Raw genomic sequence first — 20,941 nt, 5'->3', positions numbered from 1 at the left:
CATCTTCCTGTACGATAGACAGTTGTACCTTGTCTAACGTTTATAACCGGTCGACTTTATCCTTAACCTGACCGATACATTAAACTTGACATGGGGGTAAATGGCACGCCATTCCTCCATCTCCGTCTGATTGTTCCAGTGCGTGCCTCCATATCGGAGGCCGAAACCCAGCGGGTCCAGGCCTGTTTTTTGAATCTTCTCCAGCAGTTTTTTTACCGATTGGGATATTTCCTTGCTAAATTGCTCTTCGATCTTACGCAGATCCTTCGGATCCAGTTGTTCGGGATCCTCCTTCTCCTCCAGAATGGCCGTTATCCGAATCTTGTAGTCAATGGTTTCTTCCCCTGCTTTATCCGTTATGATCTTATATCTAGCACGGGTCCTGTCCGTGTTCACTTCAAGCAATTGGCCCTCAACCCTCGTCCCGAAATTGGTGCTTAAGTTCCGGAGATCGAGCAGGTTATACAGCCTGGTTTCCTCCTGATTCAGAATCACCTTCACCTTGCTCTTATCCATCAAAGCTACTTTGTTGATATTCAGAACTTGGTCTTCGGTCGTTTCCACGACGGGCATAACCGGATCTTCTCCTTCCTCCATCATTCGGCGGGTCAGATCGAAGGAGTATGTCTTGGTAATGAACGGGGATTCCGTCCCATCCTCACTGAGCGCCAGAAATATCGCATTTCCGGCGATCCGCTCGGTTGGGGGTTCAGCCTTTAATACGGCTTCCGCTGTAGGAACAGCAACTCCTGGATACATCAGCAGCTGCATGTCTCGCCTCCGAACGGTCCAGTCTTGAATTTTACCGATATTTTCCCGGGCATATGCTTCCCCATACATAACTCCCTTGCAATGTCCGAAGTCAAGCTCCTTATCTACTTTCGATTTAACCTCCCTGATCGCTTCAGCGATGCTTGTCGCTTCCTGCGTAATAAGCAATGACTTCTTATCCCCGGTCTTCGGGTCTCCCGAAGGAATCGCGATTTTGAAGCTGAATCGGTTCATGCCGGGATTTTCCTTCGAGACATCAATGCCAATGGACACAACAAAAAGTCTGAGATCGATATCTCTAAAATCACATCCCGACAGAAACAAAAAAGAGCAGCACATGAGCCAGACCAGCCATCGTTTCAGGTCTTTCATGCCTTCTTCCTCCTTTTCCTCCATACCGCATAGAATAACAGGGCAATGAGCAGAAATTCCCCTGCGAACCGAACATCCAGAAAGACAATCGCCATATCATTTAATAAGTATTGATTCACGATAAACGATGTGCCGAAGGTAATCAGGGAAAAGAGGAGAATCACCCACCATTCGACTTTCCTCCTTTTTGTCATCGCTTTGCCCTTATCGACCTTTAATCCGAAGCTTCCCAGGATCAGTTCCTTACCCACATGCCAGTGGATGATAGAGTTCACGAGGGAGAGGCACATATACACCACGTAGAAGACATAAATCATCCGTTCAATGATGAAATAACGAATCCGAAGCGCGTCTACCGTCGAGAAGGCAGGATATACGTGTTGTCCGGCGCCCGCAGCGCCCAATATGCCAATGGGTGCAAAGATCGAAACCAGAAGGGTAAGCATACTGACCACCACAATCGCCCAAACATGGCGTACTCTGAATCGGTGAAATATCCGATTGAATACCACCATGTTCACGTAGCCCGTAAAAATAAAAGTTGCCGCCGCCACCGTTTCATAATTGGGCATATTCCATGCATAGGTTATGATTTGCCTTACGGAATCCCAGCTAAAATAGGGATTGCTGAAGATACGCCATGACATGTAGGCGATGATAGGCACACAGATGTACAGAATCATCTCCAGGGCATAAATAATGGACTCGGAATCCAGCCTCGCACTTAGTCCAACCACCACCAGAAATCCCACCAGAACAATATAGGGAGACACATCCGGACTGATGTAGCGAGAGGTAATATCAACGAAACTGACCAAGGTAATTACGCTGGAGAAAAACCACGCGATTCCGTATAAAAAAAGCAGAATGCCGGATATCCACTTGGACATAACCGAGTGGAAAATCTCCGGCAGCCCTTGTCCCGGAAATTTTTGAATCAGCTTCACGAAAGTAATCAACAGCAAGGTGCCGATTGGGATGGACACGAGAATCGACATCAGCGCACCGTCAAAGCGATCCGTAATCAAGATGCGGGGGACATAATTAATCAGGTTGATGGTTGCATTGAGCAGGAAGAGGTAATAAAAATATTTATTTCTAACCACTTCGCTGATCTCCTTTCTTGTTCCAGTCCACAGCAAACATCTTCAAGTATGGTTTACCGAAGGACCTGAGGCTCGTAAGGTACATAATCATGGCCACCATCCCCAAAACGATACCAACTAAGCCGAATAAGGTGGCCAGTAGAATGAACAAATACTTCGTGACACGGATGCCTGAGCTCATCGTCGTTATCGGGATCACAAAATTTGTTATCGCTACGGCGGAAACCAGGATGATCATGATGTTACTAACCAGTCCCGCCTCCGTAGCTGCGGTTCCCAGAATGAGACCCCCTACCGTGGTAGCGGTCTGACCAATCGCTTTGGGCAGCCGAACACTCGCCTCCGTCAGAAATTCCATCGCCAGCAGCATGAAAATCACTTCAAAGAAGGACGGATACGGCACCGTAGCCCGGCTTCCCGCAATAAGCAGCGTAACCTGCATCCTCAATATCTCCGGATTATAAGAGGTGAAGGCCACATAAAGGCTTGGCATCAGCACGGTGACAAACAAGGCGATATACCGGATTCCCTTGAGAAACCAGCCGATCGGGGGAAGTTGGATTTTGTCATCCATCGCCGTGAAGAAATCATTGAATATGGCCGGCAGCAGAAGCGCATACCCCGTTGAATCCATCAATACTGCAATCTTTCCTTGGGAGATATTCAATACGGCCCGGTCAGGGCGTTCGGTTAGCATGAGTGTTGGATACAAACGAAACTTAGGGTGCATCGTGTGTCTCTCAATTTCGGAGGCCGATTGCACAATATCGGTTTTGAGCTCGGACAATCGCTTTTTAAGCTCCTGCAATACCGTATCATCGACTTTGCAGGCATCGTACATAATGATGATTCGGGTCTGCGATAGTTTGCCGACGGTCATGAATTCCGTCTTTAAATTCGCGGTTTGATAACGGTGGCGAATCAGGTTCAGGTTCACCTCGATATTTTCCGTAAACGAATCATCGGGACCCTGAATGACATTCTCCGTACTGGCAGGCTGAATGGCGCCTGCGTTAACCAATACGGCGTCAAACAGGAGCACGCTGTCCCGGAGAAATACGGCAACGCAGCCCCTGAGTATATTCCGGAGCAACTCCTGTTCATCTTTCGGCTCCACGGTTGAGGGAAAGGACCGGAGGAATTGGTCATATAGATCCAAGGATTTCAGCTCATAAAAACGGTTAATCAAATTTTCGTTAACCATGATGGGATCGCACATGCTCTTAAGATAAATCAATAACGCGTGCTCCCCCTCATTCTTCAGCTCGCGCTGCTCGATATCTCCGATATTACGTAGATGTTCTTGCAGACACTTCTTGGCATCCTCCGCCTTTAAATATGGTTCGCTGGTCATCCGATACCACCCTCATTTCACTAAATTCCGAATCTCACGCTGTTTCCTTAGGTTCTGCACAAATGTCCCAAATTATTTACAATCATCCAGAAAACGTAAGAAAGCCGCGAATCGAAATCAGCTCGTTTCTAATCATTCCCATGTGGTAATAATGAAGACAGAGTCTGAGTTTAAGGGCAAGACCCCTAGAAACTGAGGAGGAATCGTGAATGAACCCATCCAATTCATCGTACCAAGGATTGCCGCAATACCCGGTGTCGCTGTGGAGAGCGACTACCGAGCTGCCCGACTTCCCACGCTTGGCCGAGGATATCGAAGCGGATGTGGCCATCGTCGGAGCCGGTATAACCGGAATCACCACAGCCTATCTGCTGGCGAAGGCAGGTAAAGATGTGGTCGTCGTTGATGCAGGCCGCATTCTGAACGGAACAACAGGTTTTACAACCGCAAAGGTAACGGCACAGCATGGGCTGATCTATCATGAATTTATGAACCATTTTGGAGAGGAGAAGACAAGGCTCTACTACGAAGGAAATCGCGAAGCGATCGAATTCATTAGGGATATTATTGGCGGAGACGAAGGGAAATTCGGGCTGAAGCTGGAGGATGCCTATATCTACGCTCAACAGGAGGACAAGTATCTCACAAAGCTCGAGGATGAAATCAAAGCTTATGAGAAGCTCGGCATTCCGGGAGAGTGGCAGGACAGCCTTCCTCTGCCTATGCCGATTCGGGGAGCCATCAAGATGCCCGGGCAGTATCGGTTCCATCCTCTGCAGTATTTGAAGCATCTGACGGAACAATTTCTGAAACTCGGGGGGCGGATCTATGAGAACACGACCATGGATGAAAAGGCCGAAACCGATGGACCGATCACGCTGTTGACCAAACGGGGCGGACATCGGATCACGTGCAATCACGCCGTGTCGGCATCTCATTTTCCGTTCGTTGACGAGAAGGGATTGTTCTTTACGCGGCTGCATGTGGAGCGCTCCTACGCCATTGCTGTCAAACCTGAAACCGCCTATCCGGGAGGGATGTATCTAAGCGTAGATCAGCCAACCCGTTCCTTGCGATCAGCTTCTTATGACGGTGAGGAGCTGGTTATCGTCGGAGGCGAGAATCACCCGACGGGCCGCAGCATCTGTACCCATCAGCATTACGAAAATCTGGAGCTTTTTGCAGGAAAGCTGCTGGGCGCTTCTGCCATTCCATATCGCTGGTCGACTCAGGACCTGATCACACTGGACAACATGCCTTATATCGGGCCGATCACGTCCAGTCAAGACCGGATCTTTGTTGCGACAGGCTTCCGGAAATGGGGAATGACGACCGGCACGCTAGCCGCGAAGATCATTAGCGATCAAATTCTGGAGAAAGAGAACCGTTACTCCGAGGTGTACAGCCCGTCCCGCTTCAAAGCGGATCCGAGCATCAAAACATTCGTCGTTCAAAATGCCTTGGTTGCGAAGGATTTTGTGTCCGGCAAGGTGGAAATGTCCCACGCCGATATAACCGAGCTAAAAGCCGGCGAAGGCGCCGTCGTCCGCCATAACGGTCAGCGCGCCGGAGCTTACAAGGATGATCAGGGGAATCTCCATCTCGTGGATACGACCTGTACCCATCTCGGCTGTGAAGTGGAATGGAACGAGGGCGAACGCTCCTGGGATTGCCCATGTCACGGATCACGCTATCGCTATAATGGCGAGGTGCTTGAAGGGCCGGCCATCGAGCCATTGAAGCAGCTGAATCCGGAGAGCTGAGCGGACGCCGCGATCCCTCTAGTGACGCCTTATCTAAAAGAAGTGAAGCCCATGCGAGCTTCACTTCTTTTTTTTATAACATGGGACAACATACCGGATATGACCTAAATCCAACCAAAAATAACATATTTCTGGTATAATGAGCTTACACATCGTTTACGGGAGGGACAGCCCATGGTTCTAGGCCCTGAGTATTTGGATCGAATTAAAGAGGACGTCTCGGAGAAAAAAGCGCAGGAGAAGCTGCGCGGTATCCGGCAGCAAAGCCTGCTTAGTGATTTTTTAATGACCCTTGCCGCTGCAGGTGCCTTCATTGTGGTGGCTGCCATCTTTGGTTTTATCTTGTATAACATACGATATTAGAGACCCTTCAACGATGCCTCCCAGGCAGTAAATCACTGAAGCTAATAGTTTCTTACCATTCCAAAAAGGCACCCTGACGGGTGCCTGTGTTATGTTATGACCTGGACCTGGATTACCTATGCAGGCCTAAGCGATTTCTGGTGCCGGTTCCTCGCGGTATGCCTCAAGCGAACAGTCCACGATGATCCGTATGAATTCCGGATCCATATCCTGAAGCCATGGCATGGCGTTATTCCAAGCATTTTCCTCGATTTGAAGCGCGATCTGCTTCTGCTCCCATTCATCCCCCGTTCGATCCATCCTGTCGCAGAGTTCTGTCAGCGTCAGGTCCATCGAATGGCCCAGCTCATGTGCAAATACCACCGCAAAATAGGCAGAAAACAGCTCAAGTGTGCCAAACAGCTGCAGACACTGCTGGCGTATGACTTCGGTATACATCGTCACGCTGTGCGAATTCATGACATATTTCCCGCCGATTAACCGGCCCCCTGGAAAATACGCCTCCATCTCCACGGTGACACTGCTGCCCGACCGACGTAGAAGCTCTTGCGTAATTCGGTTCAGTTCGGACTTATTCAATAATGATCATGGCTCCCTTTAAAGATATAAACATAAACATCATTATAAAAGAACCATATGAAAATGCAATAACAAATATGCCTGCCAGCTTACTCTCAACCTACTAAAACCTATCATAAATCTACCAAAAAAAAAGACCCATCCGCTACGGAGTGGGTCTCTTAGTTATAACATTACTTGCCTCGCTATCCAGCTTCATGCTGGTCACTGAATTGACTGTTATACAGGTCCGCATAGAAGCCGCCTTCAGACAGCAGCTCCTCATGGGTTCCCTGCTCGATAATGCTGCCCTTGTTCATGACCAGAATCAGGTCCGCATCCCGGATCGTGGACAGTCGATGCGCTATGACAAAGCTGGTGCGGTCCTTCATCAGCTCATTCATCGCTTTCTGGATATAGAGCTCCGTTCGGGTATCCACGCTGCTGGTTGCCTCGTCGAGGATCAGAATCGATGGATTTGCCAGAATGGCACGCGCAATCGTAAGAAGCTGCTTCTGCCCCTGCGATATGTTGGAGGCCTCCTCGTTCAGAACGGTATCGTAGCCGTCCGGCAGCGTCCGGATGAAATGATCCGCGTGAGCCGCTTCCGCCGCTCGGATGATCTCTTGTTCCGTGGCGCCTTCGCGTCCATATCCGATATTATCCCGGATGGTCCCGTTAAAGAGCCATGTATCCTGCAGCACCATCCCGAATAGGCTGCGGAGTTCGCCGCGCCGAACAGCGGTAATATCCGTGCCGTCTATCGTAATCTTGCCTTTATTCAGCTCATAGAACCGCATCAGCAGATTAATGAGCGTGGTTTTCCCGGCACCGGTCGGTCCGACGATGGCGACCGTCTGCCCGTGCTTCACGTCCACATTCATATCCTCGATCAGAAGCTGGTCTGCTTTATAGCCGAAACTCACGTTCTCGAAAGACACATCGCCAAGCGGCTTCTTGAGCGCTGCCGGAGCTGTATGCTCTGACACTTCTTCTTCCTCATCCAGCACTTCAAATACGCGCTCTGCCGATGCGACGGTGGATTGAATGACGTTCGCGATATTGGCAAGCTGGGTAATCGGCTGCGTGAATTGGCGTGAATATTGGATGAATGCCTGAATATCCCCGATCTCAATCGCTCTGCGGGTAACGAGCACGCCGCCGACGACACTGACGATCACATAACCGATATTTCCGACAAAACCCATCAGCGGCATGATAGTACCCGATATAAACTGGGCTCTCCACCCGGCATCATAGAGCTTGTCGTTGACCTCGTCAAATTGCTCCATGGATTGTCGTTCCCGGCCAAAGGCCTTCACGACCTTATGACCCGTGTACATTTCTTCCACATGTCCGTTCAGCTCACCCAAATGCTTCTGCTGAGCCACAAAATGCTTCTGCGAACGCTTGGCAACCACAATGGTGACCACCACGCTAAGCGGCAAGGTCAGAATAACCACCAACGTCAGCAGTGGACTGATCGTGAGCATCATGACGATGACGCCGACCAGCGTGACAACGGAGGTAATCATCTGCGTCAGACTCTGCTGCAGCGTACTGCTGATATTGTCCATATCGTTGGTCACCCGGCTCAGCGTTTCCCCATGCGTCCGAGCGTCAAAATATTTCAGCGGCAAACGGCCGAGTTTGTTGTAAACATCCTTACGCAAATCATACACGGTCCGCTGGGCCACACCAGCCATAACATATTGCTGGATGTATGCAAATAGAGAGCTTAAGAGATATAAGCCTGCAAGCCAGAGCATGATCGTCCGAATAGCGTCAAAGTCGATCCCGGCCCCCGGCACGCCTTGCATCTTGGCCATGAAGCCCTTGAACAGGATCGTGGTCGCATCCCCCAATATTTTCGGGCTCACGATGCTGAATATCGTACTGAGAATAGCTGCAATCAAAACGATCAGCAGCTTGCCGGTATGCGGTTTAAGATATCGCGTTAACCGGCGAAACGTGCCTTTGAAATCCTTGGCTTTCTCCCCCGCCATTCCGGGCCCGTGCGGGCCGCCAAAGGGACCGCCAGGTCCCCGGGGATGTCCTCCCCGTTTCTTCTCACTCATGCGATCTCCTCCTCTGACAGCTGCGAGGTAACGATTTCGCGGTACACATCGCTGGAAGCCATGAGCTCCTCGTGCGTGCCGATGCCGGCAATGCGTCCCTCATCCAGCACGATAATCCGGTCAGCGTCCATGACGGTGCTTACCCGCTGAGCGACAATCAGAACGGTAGCTTCCGTCGTTTCCTCGCGGAGCGCTGCCCGAAGATTGGCATCCGTCTTGAAATCCAGCGCCGAGAAGCTGTCATCAAACACATAAATCTCGGGCCGTCGAACCAGCGCCCTTGCAATCGAGAGCCGCTGCTTCTGACCGCCGGATACGTTGCTGCCGCCTTGCGAAATCTCGGCATCGTATCCGCCCTCCATGGAGGAGATGAAATCGGCGGCCTGAGCAACCTTCGCGGCATGCCGGATCTCCTCGTCTGTTGCATCTTCTTTACCGTAGCGGATATTCTCCGCAATGGTACCGGTGAAGAGCAGCGCCTTCTGCGGCACGAATCCGATCCGGCCCCGCAGGTCCTCCTGCATCATGTCCCGGATATCCGTTCCATTGACGAGAATCCGGCCCGAGGAAACGTCATAGAAGCGAGGGATCAAGCTGATCAGCGTCGATTTACCTGAGCCGGTTCCGCCGATGATCGCCGTGACTTCACCCGGCCCGGCATGGAAGGAAATATCCGAAATGGCGGGTTCCTCCGCACCCGGATAATAGAAGGTTACATCCTGAAATTCAATCGAGCCGTGCTCCACGCCGGCATCGCTCGGCTGCTCCGGATCATGGATCTCCGGCATCATGTTCAACACCTCATTGATCCGAACCGCCGATGCCTGTGCACGCGGAATCATGACAAACATGACGGATAACATGATGAGCGAGAACATGATCATCATCGCGTATTGGAGAAATGCCATAAGGTCGCCGACCTTCATATATTCGCCCTCTATGCGGTGGGCTCCGAACCAGACAATCGCCAGCGTGGCAAAGTTCATAACCAGCATCATGACAGGCATCATCGCCCCCATGATTTTATTGACTTTGATCGAGGTGGCCGTCAGGTCCTCGTTCGCGTCGTTGAAGCGGACAGTTTCATGGTCCATCCGGTTGAAGGAACGGATGACCCGGATTCCGGTCAGATTCTCCCGCAGCACGCGGCTCAGCGTATCAATCTTCACCTGGATCGCTTTGAAGAGCGGAATCCCTTTTTTCGCGATGAGGAAAATAGCCAGTCCCAGAATCGGCAGGACGATCAGAAGCACCGTCGTCAGTCCCGGGTCTCTCGACACGGCCATCACAATGCCCCCGATACACATCATCGGTGCTATCGCCATCATGCGAAGGATCATGATCGTGACCTGCTGTACCTGCGTAATATCGTTCGTTGTACGGGTAATCAAGGATGCCGTACCAATCTTGTCGAATTCCTGCAGCGTGAAATTCTCTACATGGGAAAAGACGCGTCCCCGAACAATCTTCCCGAATCCCGTAGCGGATTTGGATGCCAAATAACTCGCGGCAATAGAGCACACCATGCCCCCTGCTGCTACCAGGAGCATAAAGCCGCCCACACGCCAAATGTAAGGCACATCTCCCTCAACGATGCCATAATCCACAATGTCTGCCATCAAGGTCGGCAGGTACAGATCAGACAGACATTGGAAAAATGTGAACAGCAGGACAAAAATGACTGCGGTCCGGTACGGTTTCATGTAATGAAACAGTTTTAACAAATCCCCCACCCCTACTCGTTGTCTGATGTCGTTTCATTCGTTTTGCGTTTTTGGTCGTGAAAATGATACACCTTCGTTAACAGCTCCGTCAGTTTGACGCTGTCCTCTTCGCCTAGAAAATCCACCAGCTCGTTAAAATTGTTCTTGACGTTCTGATAGGTTTCCTGGACAACGCGGTGCCCTTCCTCGGTAAGCTGTACGCGAACCGCACGTCGATCCTGCACATCCATCACCCGCTCCACCAGACCCTTGCTCTCGAGAGCGTTAATAAATTGGGTGATCGTCGGTGACGTAACATTCATCATGCTGCTGATTTCGGACACTTTCATGCCAGGACCATCAGGCTCGATATGATGTTTGAGTCCCATCAGAACGCGGATCTCGCCGGGCGTATAGCCGGAAATCAAGTGCTGGTCCCATTCCTGCTTGTGGAACATGCGAATGCTGTATAAGAGCCTGCCGGCGACGCTATCTTCTCGGCTGCCACCCTTCATGCACAGCCCTGCTCGCGATTCCTTTTCCTCTTTCCCGTTGTTCTCATGATGTAAATCTGGATGCTTATCCTCTGCCATGGTCCACCTCTTTTCTGCAACCGCTTCAATAAATAGATAGTCTGCCAATTTATTTGGTTACCTAACTATATACCCGAAAGAAGGCCGAAGTCAAATCGACTCCGGACCTCCCGTAACATCCATTATTCGTCATCGTACAGGAGCTGCTGGTACGTACCCTTGCGGTCTCTGTCGCTCTTCCGTGAGGTCTTGCCTGAACTCTTATTCTGACGGCGAGTGCTGACCCTCTCTTTACGGGCGATATGGGCGAGCTCCCGCTCCGTCTTCTTGTAACTCGCGTATCGTTTCGCATCCAGTGTTCCGTCCTGCAGTGCTTCCCGGACCGCACAGCCGGCCTCCGTCTCATGACGGCAATCATGGAACCGGCACTGCTGGGCGAGCGTGGCAATGTCCGCAAAGGTTGCCTCAAACCCTTCTTCCGAATCCCACAGCTGCAGCTCCCGCATGCCCGGCGTATCCACCATAATCGCGCCTCCCGGCAGCACAAAGAGCTCTCGATGCGTCGTCGTGTGCCGTCCCCTTGCGTCCTCCTCACGTATCCCTTGAACCCGCTGCATTTCCTGACCGGACAGCCAGTTCAGCAGCGTCGATTTGCCGGCACCGGAGGTACCCGTAATGGCGATTGTTTTCCCTTGCACCAGATACTCCCCAAGCTGCTCCTTCCCTTGATCCATCAAGGAGCTCACCGCATGAACCGGCACGCCCGGTGCAACAGCCTCTACCTGCGCGACATAATCTTCCGGCGATTCACATAAATCCGCCTTGGTAAGGAGCACGACGGGTGCGGCTCCGCTCTCCCAGACCGCAATCAGATAGCGTTCAATCCGGCGGACATTAAAATCCTTGTTCAGCGCATTAATGATAAACACGGTATCCATGTTTGCGGCAATGATCTGCTCATCCGGGATGCTTCCCGCTTCCCTGCGCGTCACCGCGGACTTTCGGGGGAGCAGCTGATGAATGACGGCACGGGATTCTCCTTGCAGCGGCTCCACCATGACCCAATCGCCAACAGCGGGAAAATCGCTTTTGCTGGTCGCTTCGTATTCGTATTTGCCCGTGACTATCGCGGATTGCTCTCCATCTTGCGTAATAATGCGGTACTGCTTCGAGAATTGGGCTGTGATGCGTGCAGGTACCAGCGCTTTATCCTGCTGCGGGATCTGCCCGGCCATCAAACTCCAATGTTCATTCCATCCATAGGCTTGCAGCATGGTCATGTCTTGTTTAGTCAAATTCGTTATATCCCCTTATCGTTATTGGATTGGTTGTTATCAAACACAAAAAAACCGCAGATTTGTATCCGCGGCTAATCTGAATATATACAAGAAGAAGGCATCAAACCCCGTACGGCCAAGCCGATAAAGGTCATACCAAGCCCTTGCATAGACACAAAAAACCCGCAGGATACCAAGCACGGTCTCCTGCGGGCTCTTTCAGTATGGAGTTAAAGACAAGTATAGCTACATGCCTTATACCCCTATACCATTAGAATTTCCCGTCCAAAGAGACCAACGTCAATGCGACCCATCCACTATGCATCATAACCATTTGACATCAGCCTCCTTCAGCTTAATTAATATATCCGTATTATAGGTGCCCAATTTCCAGGTGTCAACATCTCATGAAAAAATTAGATGCGCCTGTAATGCCTCCACTCCTCCGGCAGCAGCATCCCGTACTGTCGATTCAGAAAGCGGTCATCGACGAGCGTCAGCGTCCCGCTGTCCTGCTCCGATCGGATCAAGCGCCCTCCGGCCTGCAGCACTTTGTTCATGCCGGGGTACACGTAGGCGTAATCGTATCCCCGCTTGCCGGTACGATCAAAATAATCCTTGATGATATCATTCTCGAAAGATAGCTGCGGCAGTCCTACCCCGATGACCACGACGCTCGAAAGCCGTTCTCCCTTCAAATCGATGCCTTCGGAGAAAATACCGCCCATCACGGCAAAGCCGATCAGCGGATCTTCCGCATCCGCCTGGAAGGCATTCAGGAATGCCTCCCGCTCCTCTTCGCTCATCCCATGCCCCTGGAGCAAAGTACGGGCTCCCGGATTCATTCTGGCAAACGCCTCATGAATGTCCTGCATGTAGGGATAAGACGGCAAGAAGATCAAGGTGTTTACCGGCTTTTCCTGAACCAGCGCACTCAGCATCCGGACGATGGCCTCGCTGTTGCGCTCCCGATCCTTGAAGCGCGTCGATAACGGTAAAATTCGAACATCCAATTGCTCGGAAGAGAAGGGAGAGGGAATCGAGAGGCTGTAGTCCTCTTCCTCTGCTCCCAGCATGTCGCGGTAATATCCGAGCGGCATGAGTGTTGCCGAGAAAAATACGCTGGAGCGGTAGTTTTTTCCCGCCTGCTGAAGCAAATAAGAGGGGTCCAGGCAAAACAGCTTGAGAAACACCTCGCTCTGACTCATCTCCGCATACGTGACAAATCGGTCGTCATACAGCTTGGAGATGCGCAGATACCCCTGCACCGCAAAATAGCACTCCAGGAGCGCATCGGCCTCATCCCCGCTCTTGCCGGTCATCAGTTCTGCCTCCGCTTGAAGCGAGAAATCCTCAAGAAGCTCAACCATCATCTCCGGCTGCTGGGACCCGACAATCCGCTCTTCCTCCTCACTGACCTTACGCAGCACTTTAAAGCGGTTATTCACCCGCTTCGCCGCGTTGTAAAGCGCGGGATTGCTCTCTTTGTAAGCCCGTTGCAGCTCCAGAAAAGCCGATTTATTCAGCTCGGCCGAGAACATTCCCCGCGCACGGTCTACCAGATTATGCGCCTCGTCAATGAGCAGCACGCTGCGTTTCTTCACGTCCTCCGGCATCCGCTTAAAGGATACGCGCGGATCAAACACATAGTTGTAATCGCAGATGACGGCATCGGCTGCATACGCGGCATCCAGTGAGAACTCAAACGGGCACACCGTATGCTTCCGGGCGTACTCTTCAATAACGGGTCTCGTGATCAATGTTTCATTCGAGAGCAGGTCCAGTATGGCGCCGTTAATCCGGTCGTAGTAACCCTCCGAGAAGGCGCAGCCCATCTGACTGCAGCCTTCCGCTTCACGGAAACAAATCTTGTCCTTCGCCGTCAGCGTGACCGTGTGCATGCAGAGTCCTTGACGCTCCATACGCGCCATAGCTTCCTCCGCGGTGGTTCGGGTGATCGTCTTGGCCGTCAGATAAAAAATCCGCGACAACAGGCCCTCGCCGATCGCTTTAACCGAAGGAAACAGCGTGGATATGGTTTTCCCTATGCCCGTCGGCGCTTTGGCAAACAATCTTCGTCCTTCCCCGATGCTTTTATAAACGGCCCCGGCGAGCTTTCGCTGTCCCTCGCGGTAAGCGGGGAACGGAAACTTCAATTCGCGGATGCTCAGGTCCCTCCGCTCGCCATGCTCCCGCAGCAGGTTGGCATAAGGCGCATAAGCCGCCACGACCTCCAAGACAAAGGATTCCAGCTGATCCAAGCTCCATTCCTGTACAAACTGCTTCCGCTCTCCGCTCGGGACCTGGAAGTAGGTTAATCTCACCGCCATCTTCGGAATCTCATGCTGCTTGGCGTACATATAGGCGTACATTTGGGCCTGTGCCCAATGAACGGGGTACGTGTGCTCCGTAATCACGCCCAAATCGCCGGAAGTCGACTTGATCTCGTCAATCACGATCCGCTCTTCCTCATGAATCAGACCGTCGCAGCGACCTTCCACGACAAACAGAAGATCCTCGTAAGGAATCTCGACTTCAAGCTGAACTTCCTTCTGATCATTCTCACCATAGTCGCGCTGCACCTGTTGATGCGCCCGGGTTCCCTCGGTCAGGGATGTCGCCGTGCGAAAACCCGAGGTAATGCTGCCGCTGCGAAAGACGTATTCCACCAGCGGCCTGACGGATATTTGGATAGTATGAGGCATGATGGTCTCCTTCGTTCATGTTCTATGAAGGGTATTATACCAAACATTCGTTCCTGAAAGCGAAGCATCCGAATTCATTCGAAACAAAAAAACGTGCAGAAGGCATCCTGACAGGATGGCGTTCTGCACGCTGTATGCAACATATGCTTACGGGGCTTTCTTCTGCATCTGATCCAAACTCTTGAACTCGTACCCCCGATTCCTGGCTTCGTCAATGATCCGCCCAAGCGCCTCGGTGTTGTCCTTGGAGATCGAGTGCAGCAGGATCACGGCGCCCGGGTGGAGCTGCGCGGTTACCTTATCATAAGCATACTGCGCACCGCGCTGGGACTTCACGTCCCAATCCATATACGCGAGCGACCAGAAGACATTGGTGTAACCCAGCTGCTTGCTGGTCGCCAGCGACCGCTCATCGAAAATACCCCGCGGCGTACGCAAATATTTCATATCCGGCTGACCTGTTATGCGAATAACCTCCTTCTTCACCCGTTCCAACTCCTCGGTCAGCTTCTCTGCCGAGATCGTGGTCACATCCGGATGATTCCAGGAATGGTTGCCGATAATATGGCCTTCCGCCGTCATCCGCTTCAGCAGATCTTCCTGCGTCTTCACGTAGTGTCCGGTCACGAAAAAGGTGGCAGGCACCTTCTTCTCTTTGAGCGTATCCAGGATACGGGAAGTATATCCGTTCTCATATCCGTTATCAAACGTAAGATAGAGCTCCTTCTGCTCAGCATCGCCCATGAAGATCGCATCGTATTTTTTCAGGAGCTCCTTAAAACCCTCCTCGTTGATGGAGGGCAGCTGGCCATTGACGCTTTTTTTGAACCCAAAATGAAACGGACCGCTTCCGCCCGCCAAAGCCGCTCCGGCGATGGACAGCATTACCGCCAAGCTCATAAGAAGCATAAGGGCCGGACGAAGGATACCACGTTGCTTCATATCCGTTCTCTCTCCTTCATTGGTGTGATATGGATCGACTCCCCTGATGAAATACCTACCAAGGGTAGCATCACCTAATATCCCACAAATCGGAGCAAACTATGTGTTAGCCAACCAGGACTACAATACCGTGATCCAGCGGCATCTCACGTGATCTTGATCAATCGGCCCTTCTGATGACTCTGCAATGCATACTCGATCATGCGAATAACATTGCGGGCTTCTTCAGGCTGGACGGGTAACGGGCCATCCTTCTGAATCGCTTCGGCCAGTCCCTGATAAAAGGCCTGGTAGCGGCCGGGCAGCGTCTCAATCTCGCCCTGAACCGCAAGCCCGCTCAGCTCGGTAGCAAGCTCCCCGTACTGGTCCGGCTGGTCTTCACCCCAGCCCGCATCCCCCGGGTGCATCCCCTGCTTCAGCTGTCCTTCCTGTGGGTCTGTTCCATACTTCAGGAAGCTTCCCTTATCCCCGTGCAGCTCGAATTTCGGGCCGGCTTGCCGGACCAGCGAACCGGAATGCAGAATAACGCGAAACGTTTTATAACCCAGCACCAGATGAAAATAATCATGGGTTTTGGACCCTTTGCGCTCCTTTCTCAAATCCGCCCACAGCGTCTCTGGCAGACCGAACAGGAACAGCGCCTGATCAAGCAGATGCGAACCTAAATCGTACAGAATGCCGGACCCGGGATTTCCCTGTTCCCTCCACCGCTCCGATTGCACCTCCGGACGGTAGCGGCTGAACTGTGCCTGATAAATGGAAAGCTTGCCGAGCGCCCCCGTCTCCAGCAGATTGCGGACGGTCAGAAAGTCATTGTCCCAGCGGCGGTTGTGATATACCGTCAGCAGGACTCCCTTCTGCTTGGCAAGATCAATCAGCTGATCCGCTTCGGCGGATGTTACGGTAAACGGCTTCTCGACGACCACGTGCTTACCAGCCTCGATGGCTAACCGGGTATATTCGTAATGCGTTGCATTCGGACTCGTAATGATGACAACATCAATATCCGGATTAGACAAAAGCTCATCCACGCTATCGACAACTGCCGTATCAGGCAAATCCTTATGAACCTTGTCCGGATCTGATGACACAACCGTGTGGACTTCGTAATCCGGCACGCTTCTCAGGATAGGTGCATGAAACACCGACCCGGACAGGCCGTAGCCGATGATTCCCGCTTGTATTGCCATAAAGCAAGCCTCCTCTTCCCATGGTTCTATGTTGATTCGATATGTATCGTTTTGATTCCTTGCAACATCTTAACATTCCGCAAATATTTTACAACCTCAAATGGTAAAGCCGCCTGCACATTAATCACTGTGCAGGCGGCTTTCTTTATTGCCATAGCAAATCATAACCTGGAGACCGCTCTCGGCCTAGCGAATTTTAGTAAGGATCCGCCTCATGGCCCATGCGGTTTGCATCCTCTACCGCCTGCTCCCGTACGTTCTCGTTCGAGCCCTTTCTGGCCTGCTCGAGTCCTTCCCGCACGCGGCGTCCATAATCCTCATCCGCATTCGTGAAATATTCCACCATCTTGTCTTGAATCCGAATATCGCATTGGATAAGCGCACCCACCAGGTTGCTAATCAATTCGTTTCGTTCCCAATCCTCAAAGGCTCTGTACGTATCCCCGGCCTGCTTGAAGTCCAGCGTGCGATCCAGCTTCTGCCGGACGAGGTTGGCATTATAATGGGGTTGATGAGGCTTCGCTGTCTGCGCGGCTTCCACCAGACCGTCGGTCATGGATGGCTCGTAATCCACATGCGGGCTTTGCCCTGGTGCCTTATCCACGTAATAAGACATCTGCCCGCCGCGCTGATTGGTAGCGACCCGCTTCTTCGGCGCATTGATCGGCAGCTGCAGATAGTTGGTGCCCACCCGATGCCGCTGGGTATCCGAGTAAGAAAATGTGCGACCTTGGAGCATCTTGTCGTCCGAGAAATCGAGACCATCCACCAACACGCCCGTGCCGAAGGCCGCTTGCTCCACTTCGTTATAGTAGTTCTCCGGATTGCGGTTCAGCACCATTTTGCCTACCTTCAGGAACGGGAATTGATCTTCCGGCCACAGCTTGGTTGCATCAAGCGGATCGAATTCCAGCTCCGGATGCTCATCATCGCTCATAATCTGAACGCATAGCTCCCATTCCGGATAATCCCCGCGTTCAATGGCCTCATATAAATCCTGTGTCGCATGGCTGTCATTCATGGCTTGGATCTTGTTTGCTTCTTCCTGCGTAAGGTTCTTAATGCCTTGCTTAAGCGGCTCCCAGTGATATTTGATCAGCACACTGTTGCCCTCTGCATTGACCCATTTGTATGTATTCACACCAGAGCCCTGCATTTGGCGGTAGTTAGCCGGAATGCCCCATGGGGAGAAGACAAACGTGATCATATGCGTCGCTTCCGGGGAACGGGATACAAAGTCGAACATGCCGACTGGACCCGGAACGTTGGATACTGGATCCGGTTTGAACGCATGGACCATATCCGGAAATTTGAGCGGATCACGGATAAAAAATATTTTCAGGTTGTTGCCGACCAGATCCCAGTTGCCTTCTTCGGTGTAAAATTTCACAGCAAACCCGCGCGGATCCCGAAGCGTTTCCGGTGAGCCGGCGCCGTGGATAACGGTGGAGAACCGGACAAACACCGGTGTGCGCTTGCCTTCAACCTGAAACAGCTTGGCCCGGGTATATTTCGAAACAGGCTCATCGCCCACTTTCCCGTAAGCTTCAAAGTAACCGTGAGCTCCAGCCCCCCTTGCATGCACAACGCGCTCCGGAATACGTTCACGGTCAAAATGCGTGATTTTCTCCAGATAATGATAATTCTCCAGGGTCATCGGACCCCGATTCCCTACCGTTCTCACATTCTGATTATCCGAAATAGGATGTCCCTGGCGGTTCGTCAGCGTATCCTCCCGCTCCGTCTCGCCCCGATTCTCGGCGTATCCTGCCCGTTCTTGGTTTATTCCGTTATTAGCATCATGATCTTGGCCACTCACGAATGTCATTCCTCCTTGGATATAAGGCTTGTAAAATGGGTTCTCTTACTATGGATATTATGTCCAAGGAGTGAAAATGTATGAAATGTCCTTTAATTTAAAACAAACTTAATCATGCTCACCCAACAGTGCGCGTGTAAAGCTGATCCATTCCCTGACGGCAAAGGACAGGTACCGGTCCTTCCTCCAGATCATCCCGAGCTGCCAGGGGATCGAGGGATTATCCAGCGGCAGTATCGTCACGCGCGAAGAATCGATTTCCTTACAGATCGTCTCTGGCAGCAGTGCGATGCCCAGATTCGCGGCCACCATGCCGCTGATGAGATCCCACTGCGAGCTTTCATAGACCACCCTTGGCTCGAAGCCCGCGCTGACGCATTCGCGGATAATCCGGTCATGCAGCGTAAAGTCCTCTCGAAACAATACAAACGCCTCATCAGCAAGCTCATTCAGGTGCACATGATCTCTGTCTGCGAGCCGGTGAGAAGGATGGACGAGCAAATTCAGCTTCTCTTTGACAAAGGAATAATAATGGAATACATCCTCATTGACCGGCAGCACCGCAACGCCGATATCCGTCTGACCGCTTTCCACATCCGCTTCGACCTTCTTCGCCCCATCTTCAATCAGCTGAATGGTAATCTTCGGATATTCCCGGTGGAACTGCCCGATCACTTCCGGGAAAAAGCTTGAACCTACCATAGGCGGAAGCCCAATACGGAGATGTCCGCGCTTCAGGTTCATAAGATCCTCCAGCTCGGCCGATACCCGCTGAAAGGAATCCACCATTTGCTGCGCCTGCTGATACATGATATGACCCGCGTCCGTCAGCTCAATCCGCTTGCCCTGCCGATAAAACAAGGTTACGCCCCACTCGTCCTCCATGTTGCGAATCGTTTTGCTGATCGTTGGCTGCGTAATATACAGCTTCTCGGCAGCCTTGGTGAAGCTCTGGTTCCTCGCTACCTCAAGAAAATACTCCAGGTGCCGTATATCCATCCGATACTCCCTCCGGTTTCTTCTATGTATAGATAAATGGAATGCATATCATTCGATATATGCATTTTACCTATGAAAATTATCGTTGTAAAATTTCATTACCAATGAAAATAAAGGAGGCCGGTCATGATCAATATGCTGAAAGGAACGCTCCAAGTGGCCGGTTTCATGCTTCTTTCCTTAGGGATGGATCAACTGGCCGCTTGGCTGAATATAGGAATTCCGGGCAGCATTCTCGGAATCGTTGTAGTATTCATACTTCTCGAAACCAAAGTCCTCCGCCTAGAGTGGATCGAACTTGGCGCTAATTGGCTGCTCGCCGAATTGCTGCTGTTCTTTATTCCTGCTGCAGTTGGCATCATGAAATATTTCCCGATGCTGGAGGCCGAAGGGCTCCAGATTCTAGCCGTGGTTTTGTTTAGCACCGTCATTGTGATGGTCAGCTCAGGACTAACCGCCGGCTTCATCTCATCCAGAAAGGAGCGAAAAACACCATGAACATCCTGTTGACGGTAATTCTCGGCTTATTGTTAACGATCGGGATTTATGGGGGGGCCAAAAAACTGTATCGCCGCCTGCCAAAGGTCTATTTGTCACCGCTCCTCATTACTCCTGTACTAATTGTTGTGATATTGACACAAACAGGCGTATCCTATGAATCATACAATGAAGGGGCGCAGTGGATCAGCAAGCTGCTTGGACCGGCTACAATCGCTTTTGCCGTGCCTTTGTACAAAAACTTCCAAACCCTTAAAAAGCATGCGGCCGAGATTATGCTCAGCGTGCTGACCGGATCGGTACTTGCGATGATATCCTCCGCATTTCTCGCAAAATGGATGCACCTGAACAGCTCGCTCGCCACCAGTCTCGTGCCGCGCTCCATAACAACGCCGATTGCCATGAACGTCTCGGAGGTCATTGGAGGGGTGCCGAACATGACCGCCGTTTTTGTCATTATGACCGGGATTCTAGGCTCCATGATCGGACCGGCCGTCATGCGGATCTTCCGGATTCGGGGCGATATCGCAAGAGGTGTGCTGTTTGGAACCAGCGCCCATGGAACCGGCACCTCCAAGGCATTCGAATTCAGCTCCCTTTCGGGGACGATCTCCAGCATTTCGATGATCGTTGCCGCTCTCTTCACCCTAGGAACCGCACCACTGATTATGTCCTTTCTTTATTAATATTGCTGAGACCCTGACAAAACCGGCGATGGCCGGTTTTTTTGGCTGTCTATTTTATGTTGTTATAAGAAGCTTGGGGACTTACTTTAACTCTTTGACAACCTCCTCCGAAGAGGTCATAATAAGTTCTGTTCATTAGTTTTGTAAAATAAATGGTATACGGAATGTATATCAACAGTAAGAATAACGTCTATCGATTCTTAAATAACGAATGGCCGCTGGAG

17 protein-coding genes are annotated in these 20,941 nt (G+C 51.6%); 4 read left to right on the top strand and 13 right to left on the bottom strand.

The features are described 5' to 3' along the window. Window positions 1–33 precede the first annotated feature (33 nt). Genes ACPV3A_RS00365 through ACPV3A_RS00355 form a run of 3 tightly spaced genes read right to left on the bottom strand, consistent with a single transcriptional unit; the run spans window position 34 to window position 3,603 of the window. The gene (locus tag ACPV3A_RS00365; RefSeq protein ID WP_220687260.1) at window positions 34–1,143 is read right to left on the bottom strand and encodes a Ger(x)C family spore germination protein; all 1,110 of its coding nucleotides are present in this window, start codon (window positions 1,141–1,143) and stop codon (window positions 34–36) included. Then, entirely contained in the window at window positions 1,140–2,249 is a 1,110-nt protein-coding gene (locus tag ACPV3A_RS00360) for a GerAB/ArcD/ProY family transporter (RefSeq protein WP_426197853.1), read from the bottom strand. Before ACPV3A_RS00360 ends, ACPV3A_RS00365 begins: the two co-directional genes overlap by 4 nt. Continuing rightward, window positions 2,242–3,603, bottom strand: coding sequence for a spore germination protein (locus tag ACPV3A_RS00355; protein ID WP_426197852.1), 1,362 nt, complete (start codon window positions 3,601–3,603; stop codon window positions 2,242–2,244). Before ACPV3A_RS00355 ends, ACPV3A_RS00360 begins: the two co-directional genes overlap by 8 nt. 209 nt (window positions 3,604–3,812) lie before the next feature. Between ACPV3A_RS00355 and ACPV3A_RS00350 the strand changes: the two genes are divergently transcribed. Continuing rightward, window positions 3,813–5,366: an FAD-dependent oxidoreductase gene (locus tag ACPV3A_RS00350; RefSeq protein WP_426197851.1), complete on the top strand. Its 1,554-nt coding sequence runs from the start codon at window positions 3,813–3,815 to the stop codon at window positions 5,364–5,366. 174 nt (window positions 5,367–5,540) lie between these two features. Next, on the top strand, window positions 5,541–5,729 hold the full coding sequence (locus ACPV3A_RS00345) for a hypothetical protein (RefSeq protein WP_071218804.1): 189 nt from the start codon (window positions 5,541–5,543) through the stop codon (window positions 5,727–5,729). A gap of 126 nt (window positions 5,730–5,855) precedes the next feature. On the opposite strand, the gene ACPV3A_RS00340 is transcribed toward ACPV3A_RS00345, so the two are convergent. The 10 genes from ACPV3A_RS00340 to cidR form a co-directional block, all read right to left on the bottom strand. Continuing rightward, window positions 5,856–6,308: a hypothetical protein gene (locus tag ACPV3A_RS00340; protein WP_426197850.1), complete on the bottom strand. Its 453-nt coding sequence runs from the start codon at window positions 6,306–6,308 to the stop codon at window positions 5,856–5,858. A gap of 185 nt (window positions 6,309–6,493) precedes the next feature. Further along, window positions 6,494–8,365 (bottom strand): ABC transporter ATP-binding protein, encoded by a 1,872-nt coding sequence (locus ACPV3A_RS00335; RefSeq protein WP_426197849.1) that lies wholly within the window; start codon window positions 8,363–8,365, stop codon window positions 6,494–6,496. Then, window positions 8,362–10,089: an ABC transporter ATP-binding protein gene (locus ACPV3A_RS00330; RefSeq protein WP_426197848.1), complete on the bottom strand. Its 1,728-nt coding sequence runs from the start codon at window positions 10,087–10,089 to the stop codon at window positions 8,362–8,364. The genes ACPV3A_RS00335 and ACPV3A_RS00330 overlap by 4 nt, the downstream gene beginning before the upstream one ends. Window positions 10,090–10,100: 11 nt before the next feature. Continuing rightward, window positions 10,101–10,661 carry a MarR family winged helix-turn-helix transcriptional regulator gene (locus ACPV3A_RS00325; protein ID WP_426197847.1) on the bottom strand — a complete coding sequence of 187 codons (561 nt, stop codon included), beginning with the start codon at window positions 10,659–10,661 and terminating at the stop codon, window positions 10,101–10,103. Window positions 10,662–10,783: 122 nt separating this feature from the next. Next, a complete protein-coding gene (gene rsgA / locus ACPV3A_RS00320) occupies window positions 10,784–11,896 on the bottom strand; it encodes a ribosome small subunit-dependent GTPase A (RefSeq protein ID WP_426197846.1) in 1,113 nt (370 codons plus the stop codon). Window positions 11,897–12,294: 398 nt separating this feature from the next. Beyond that, complete coding sequence (locus ACPV3A_RS00315; protein ID WP_194540001.1) at window positions 12,295–14,583, bottom strand: ATP-dependent DNA helicase; 2,289 nt, start codon at window positions 14,581–14,583, stop codon at window positions 12,295–12,297. Between the two features lie 147 nt (window positions 14,584–14,730). Further along, on the bottom strand, window positions 14,731–15,525 hold the full coding sequence (gene pdaA / locus ACPV3A_RS00310) for a delta-lactam-biosynthetic de-N-acetylase (RefSeq protein ID WP_194540002.1): 795 nt from the start codon (window positions 15,523–15,525) through the stop codon (window positions 14,731–14,733). A 146-nt stretch (window positions 15,526–15,671) separates the two neighbouring features. Continuing rightward, window positions 15,672–16,715, bottom strand: coding sequence for an oxidoreductase (locus tag ACPV3A_RS00305; RefSeq protein WP_194540003.1), 1,044 nt, complete (start codon window positions 16,713–16,715; stop codon window positions 15,672–15,674). A gap of 196 nt (window positions 16,716–16,911) precedes the next feature. Then, window positions 16,912–18,543, bottom strand: coding sequence for a catalase (locus tag ACPV3A_RS00300; protein ID WP_426197845.1), 1,632 nt, complete (start codon window positions 18,541–18,543; stop codon window positions 16,912–16,914). Window positions 18,544–18,642: 99 nt separating this feature from the next. Further along, complete coding sequence (gene cidR / locus ACPV3A_RS00295; protein WP_071218794.1) at window positions 18,643–19,533, bottom strand: cidABC operon transcriptional activator CidR; 891 nt, start codon at window positions 19,531–19,533, stop codon at window positions 18,643–18,645. Between the two features lie 126 nt (window positions 19,534–19,659). On the opposite strand from cidR, the gene ACPV3A_RS00290 reads away from it, so the two are divergent. Together ACPV3A_RS00290 and ACPV3A_RS00285 are read left to right on the top strand one after the other, a co-directional pair. After that, window positions 19,660–20,031: a CidA/LrgA family protein gene (locus ACPV3A_RS00290; protein ID WP_100541038.1), complete on the top strand. Its 372-nt coding sequence runs from the start codon at window positions 19,660–19,662 to the stop codon at window positions 20,029–20,031. Further along, window positions 20,028–20,717 (top strand): CidB/LrgB family autolysis modulator, encoded by a 690-nt coding sequence (locus tag ACPV3A_RS00285; RefSeq protein WP_071218792.1) that lies wholly within the window; start codon window positions 20,028–20,030, stop codon window positions 20,715–20,717. Before ACPV3A_RS00290 ends, ACPV3A_RS00285 begins: the two co-directional genes overlap by 4 nt. Window positions 20,718–20,941 lie beyond the last annotated feature (224 nt).

The organism is Paenibacillus sp. Dod16, assembly GCF_049893405.1.
GTDB lineage: Bacteria > Bacillota > Bacilli > Paenibacillales > Paenibacillaceae > Paenibacillus_AQ.
This window is presented reverse-complemented; position numbering and strand designations above follow the sequence as displayed.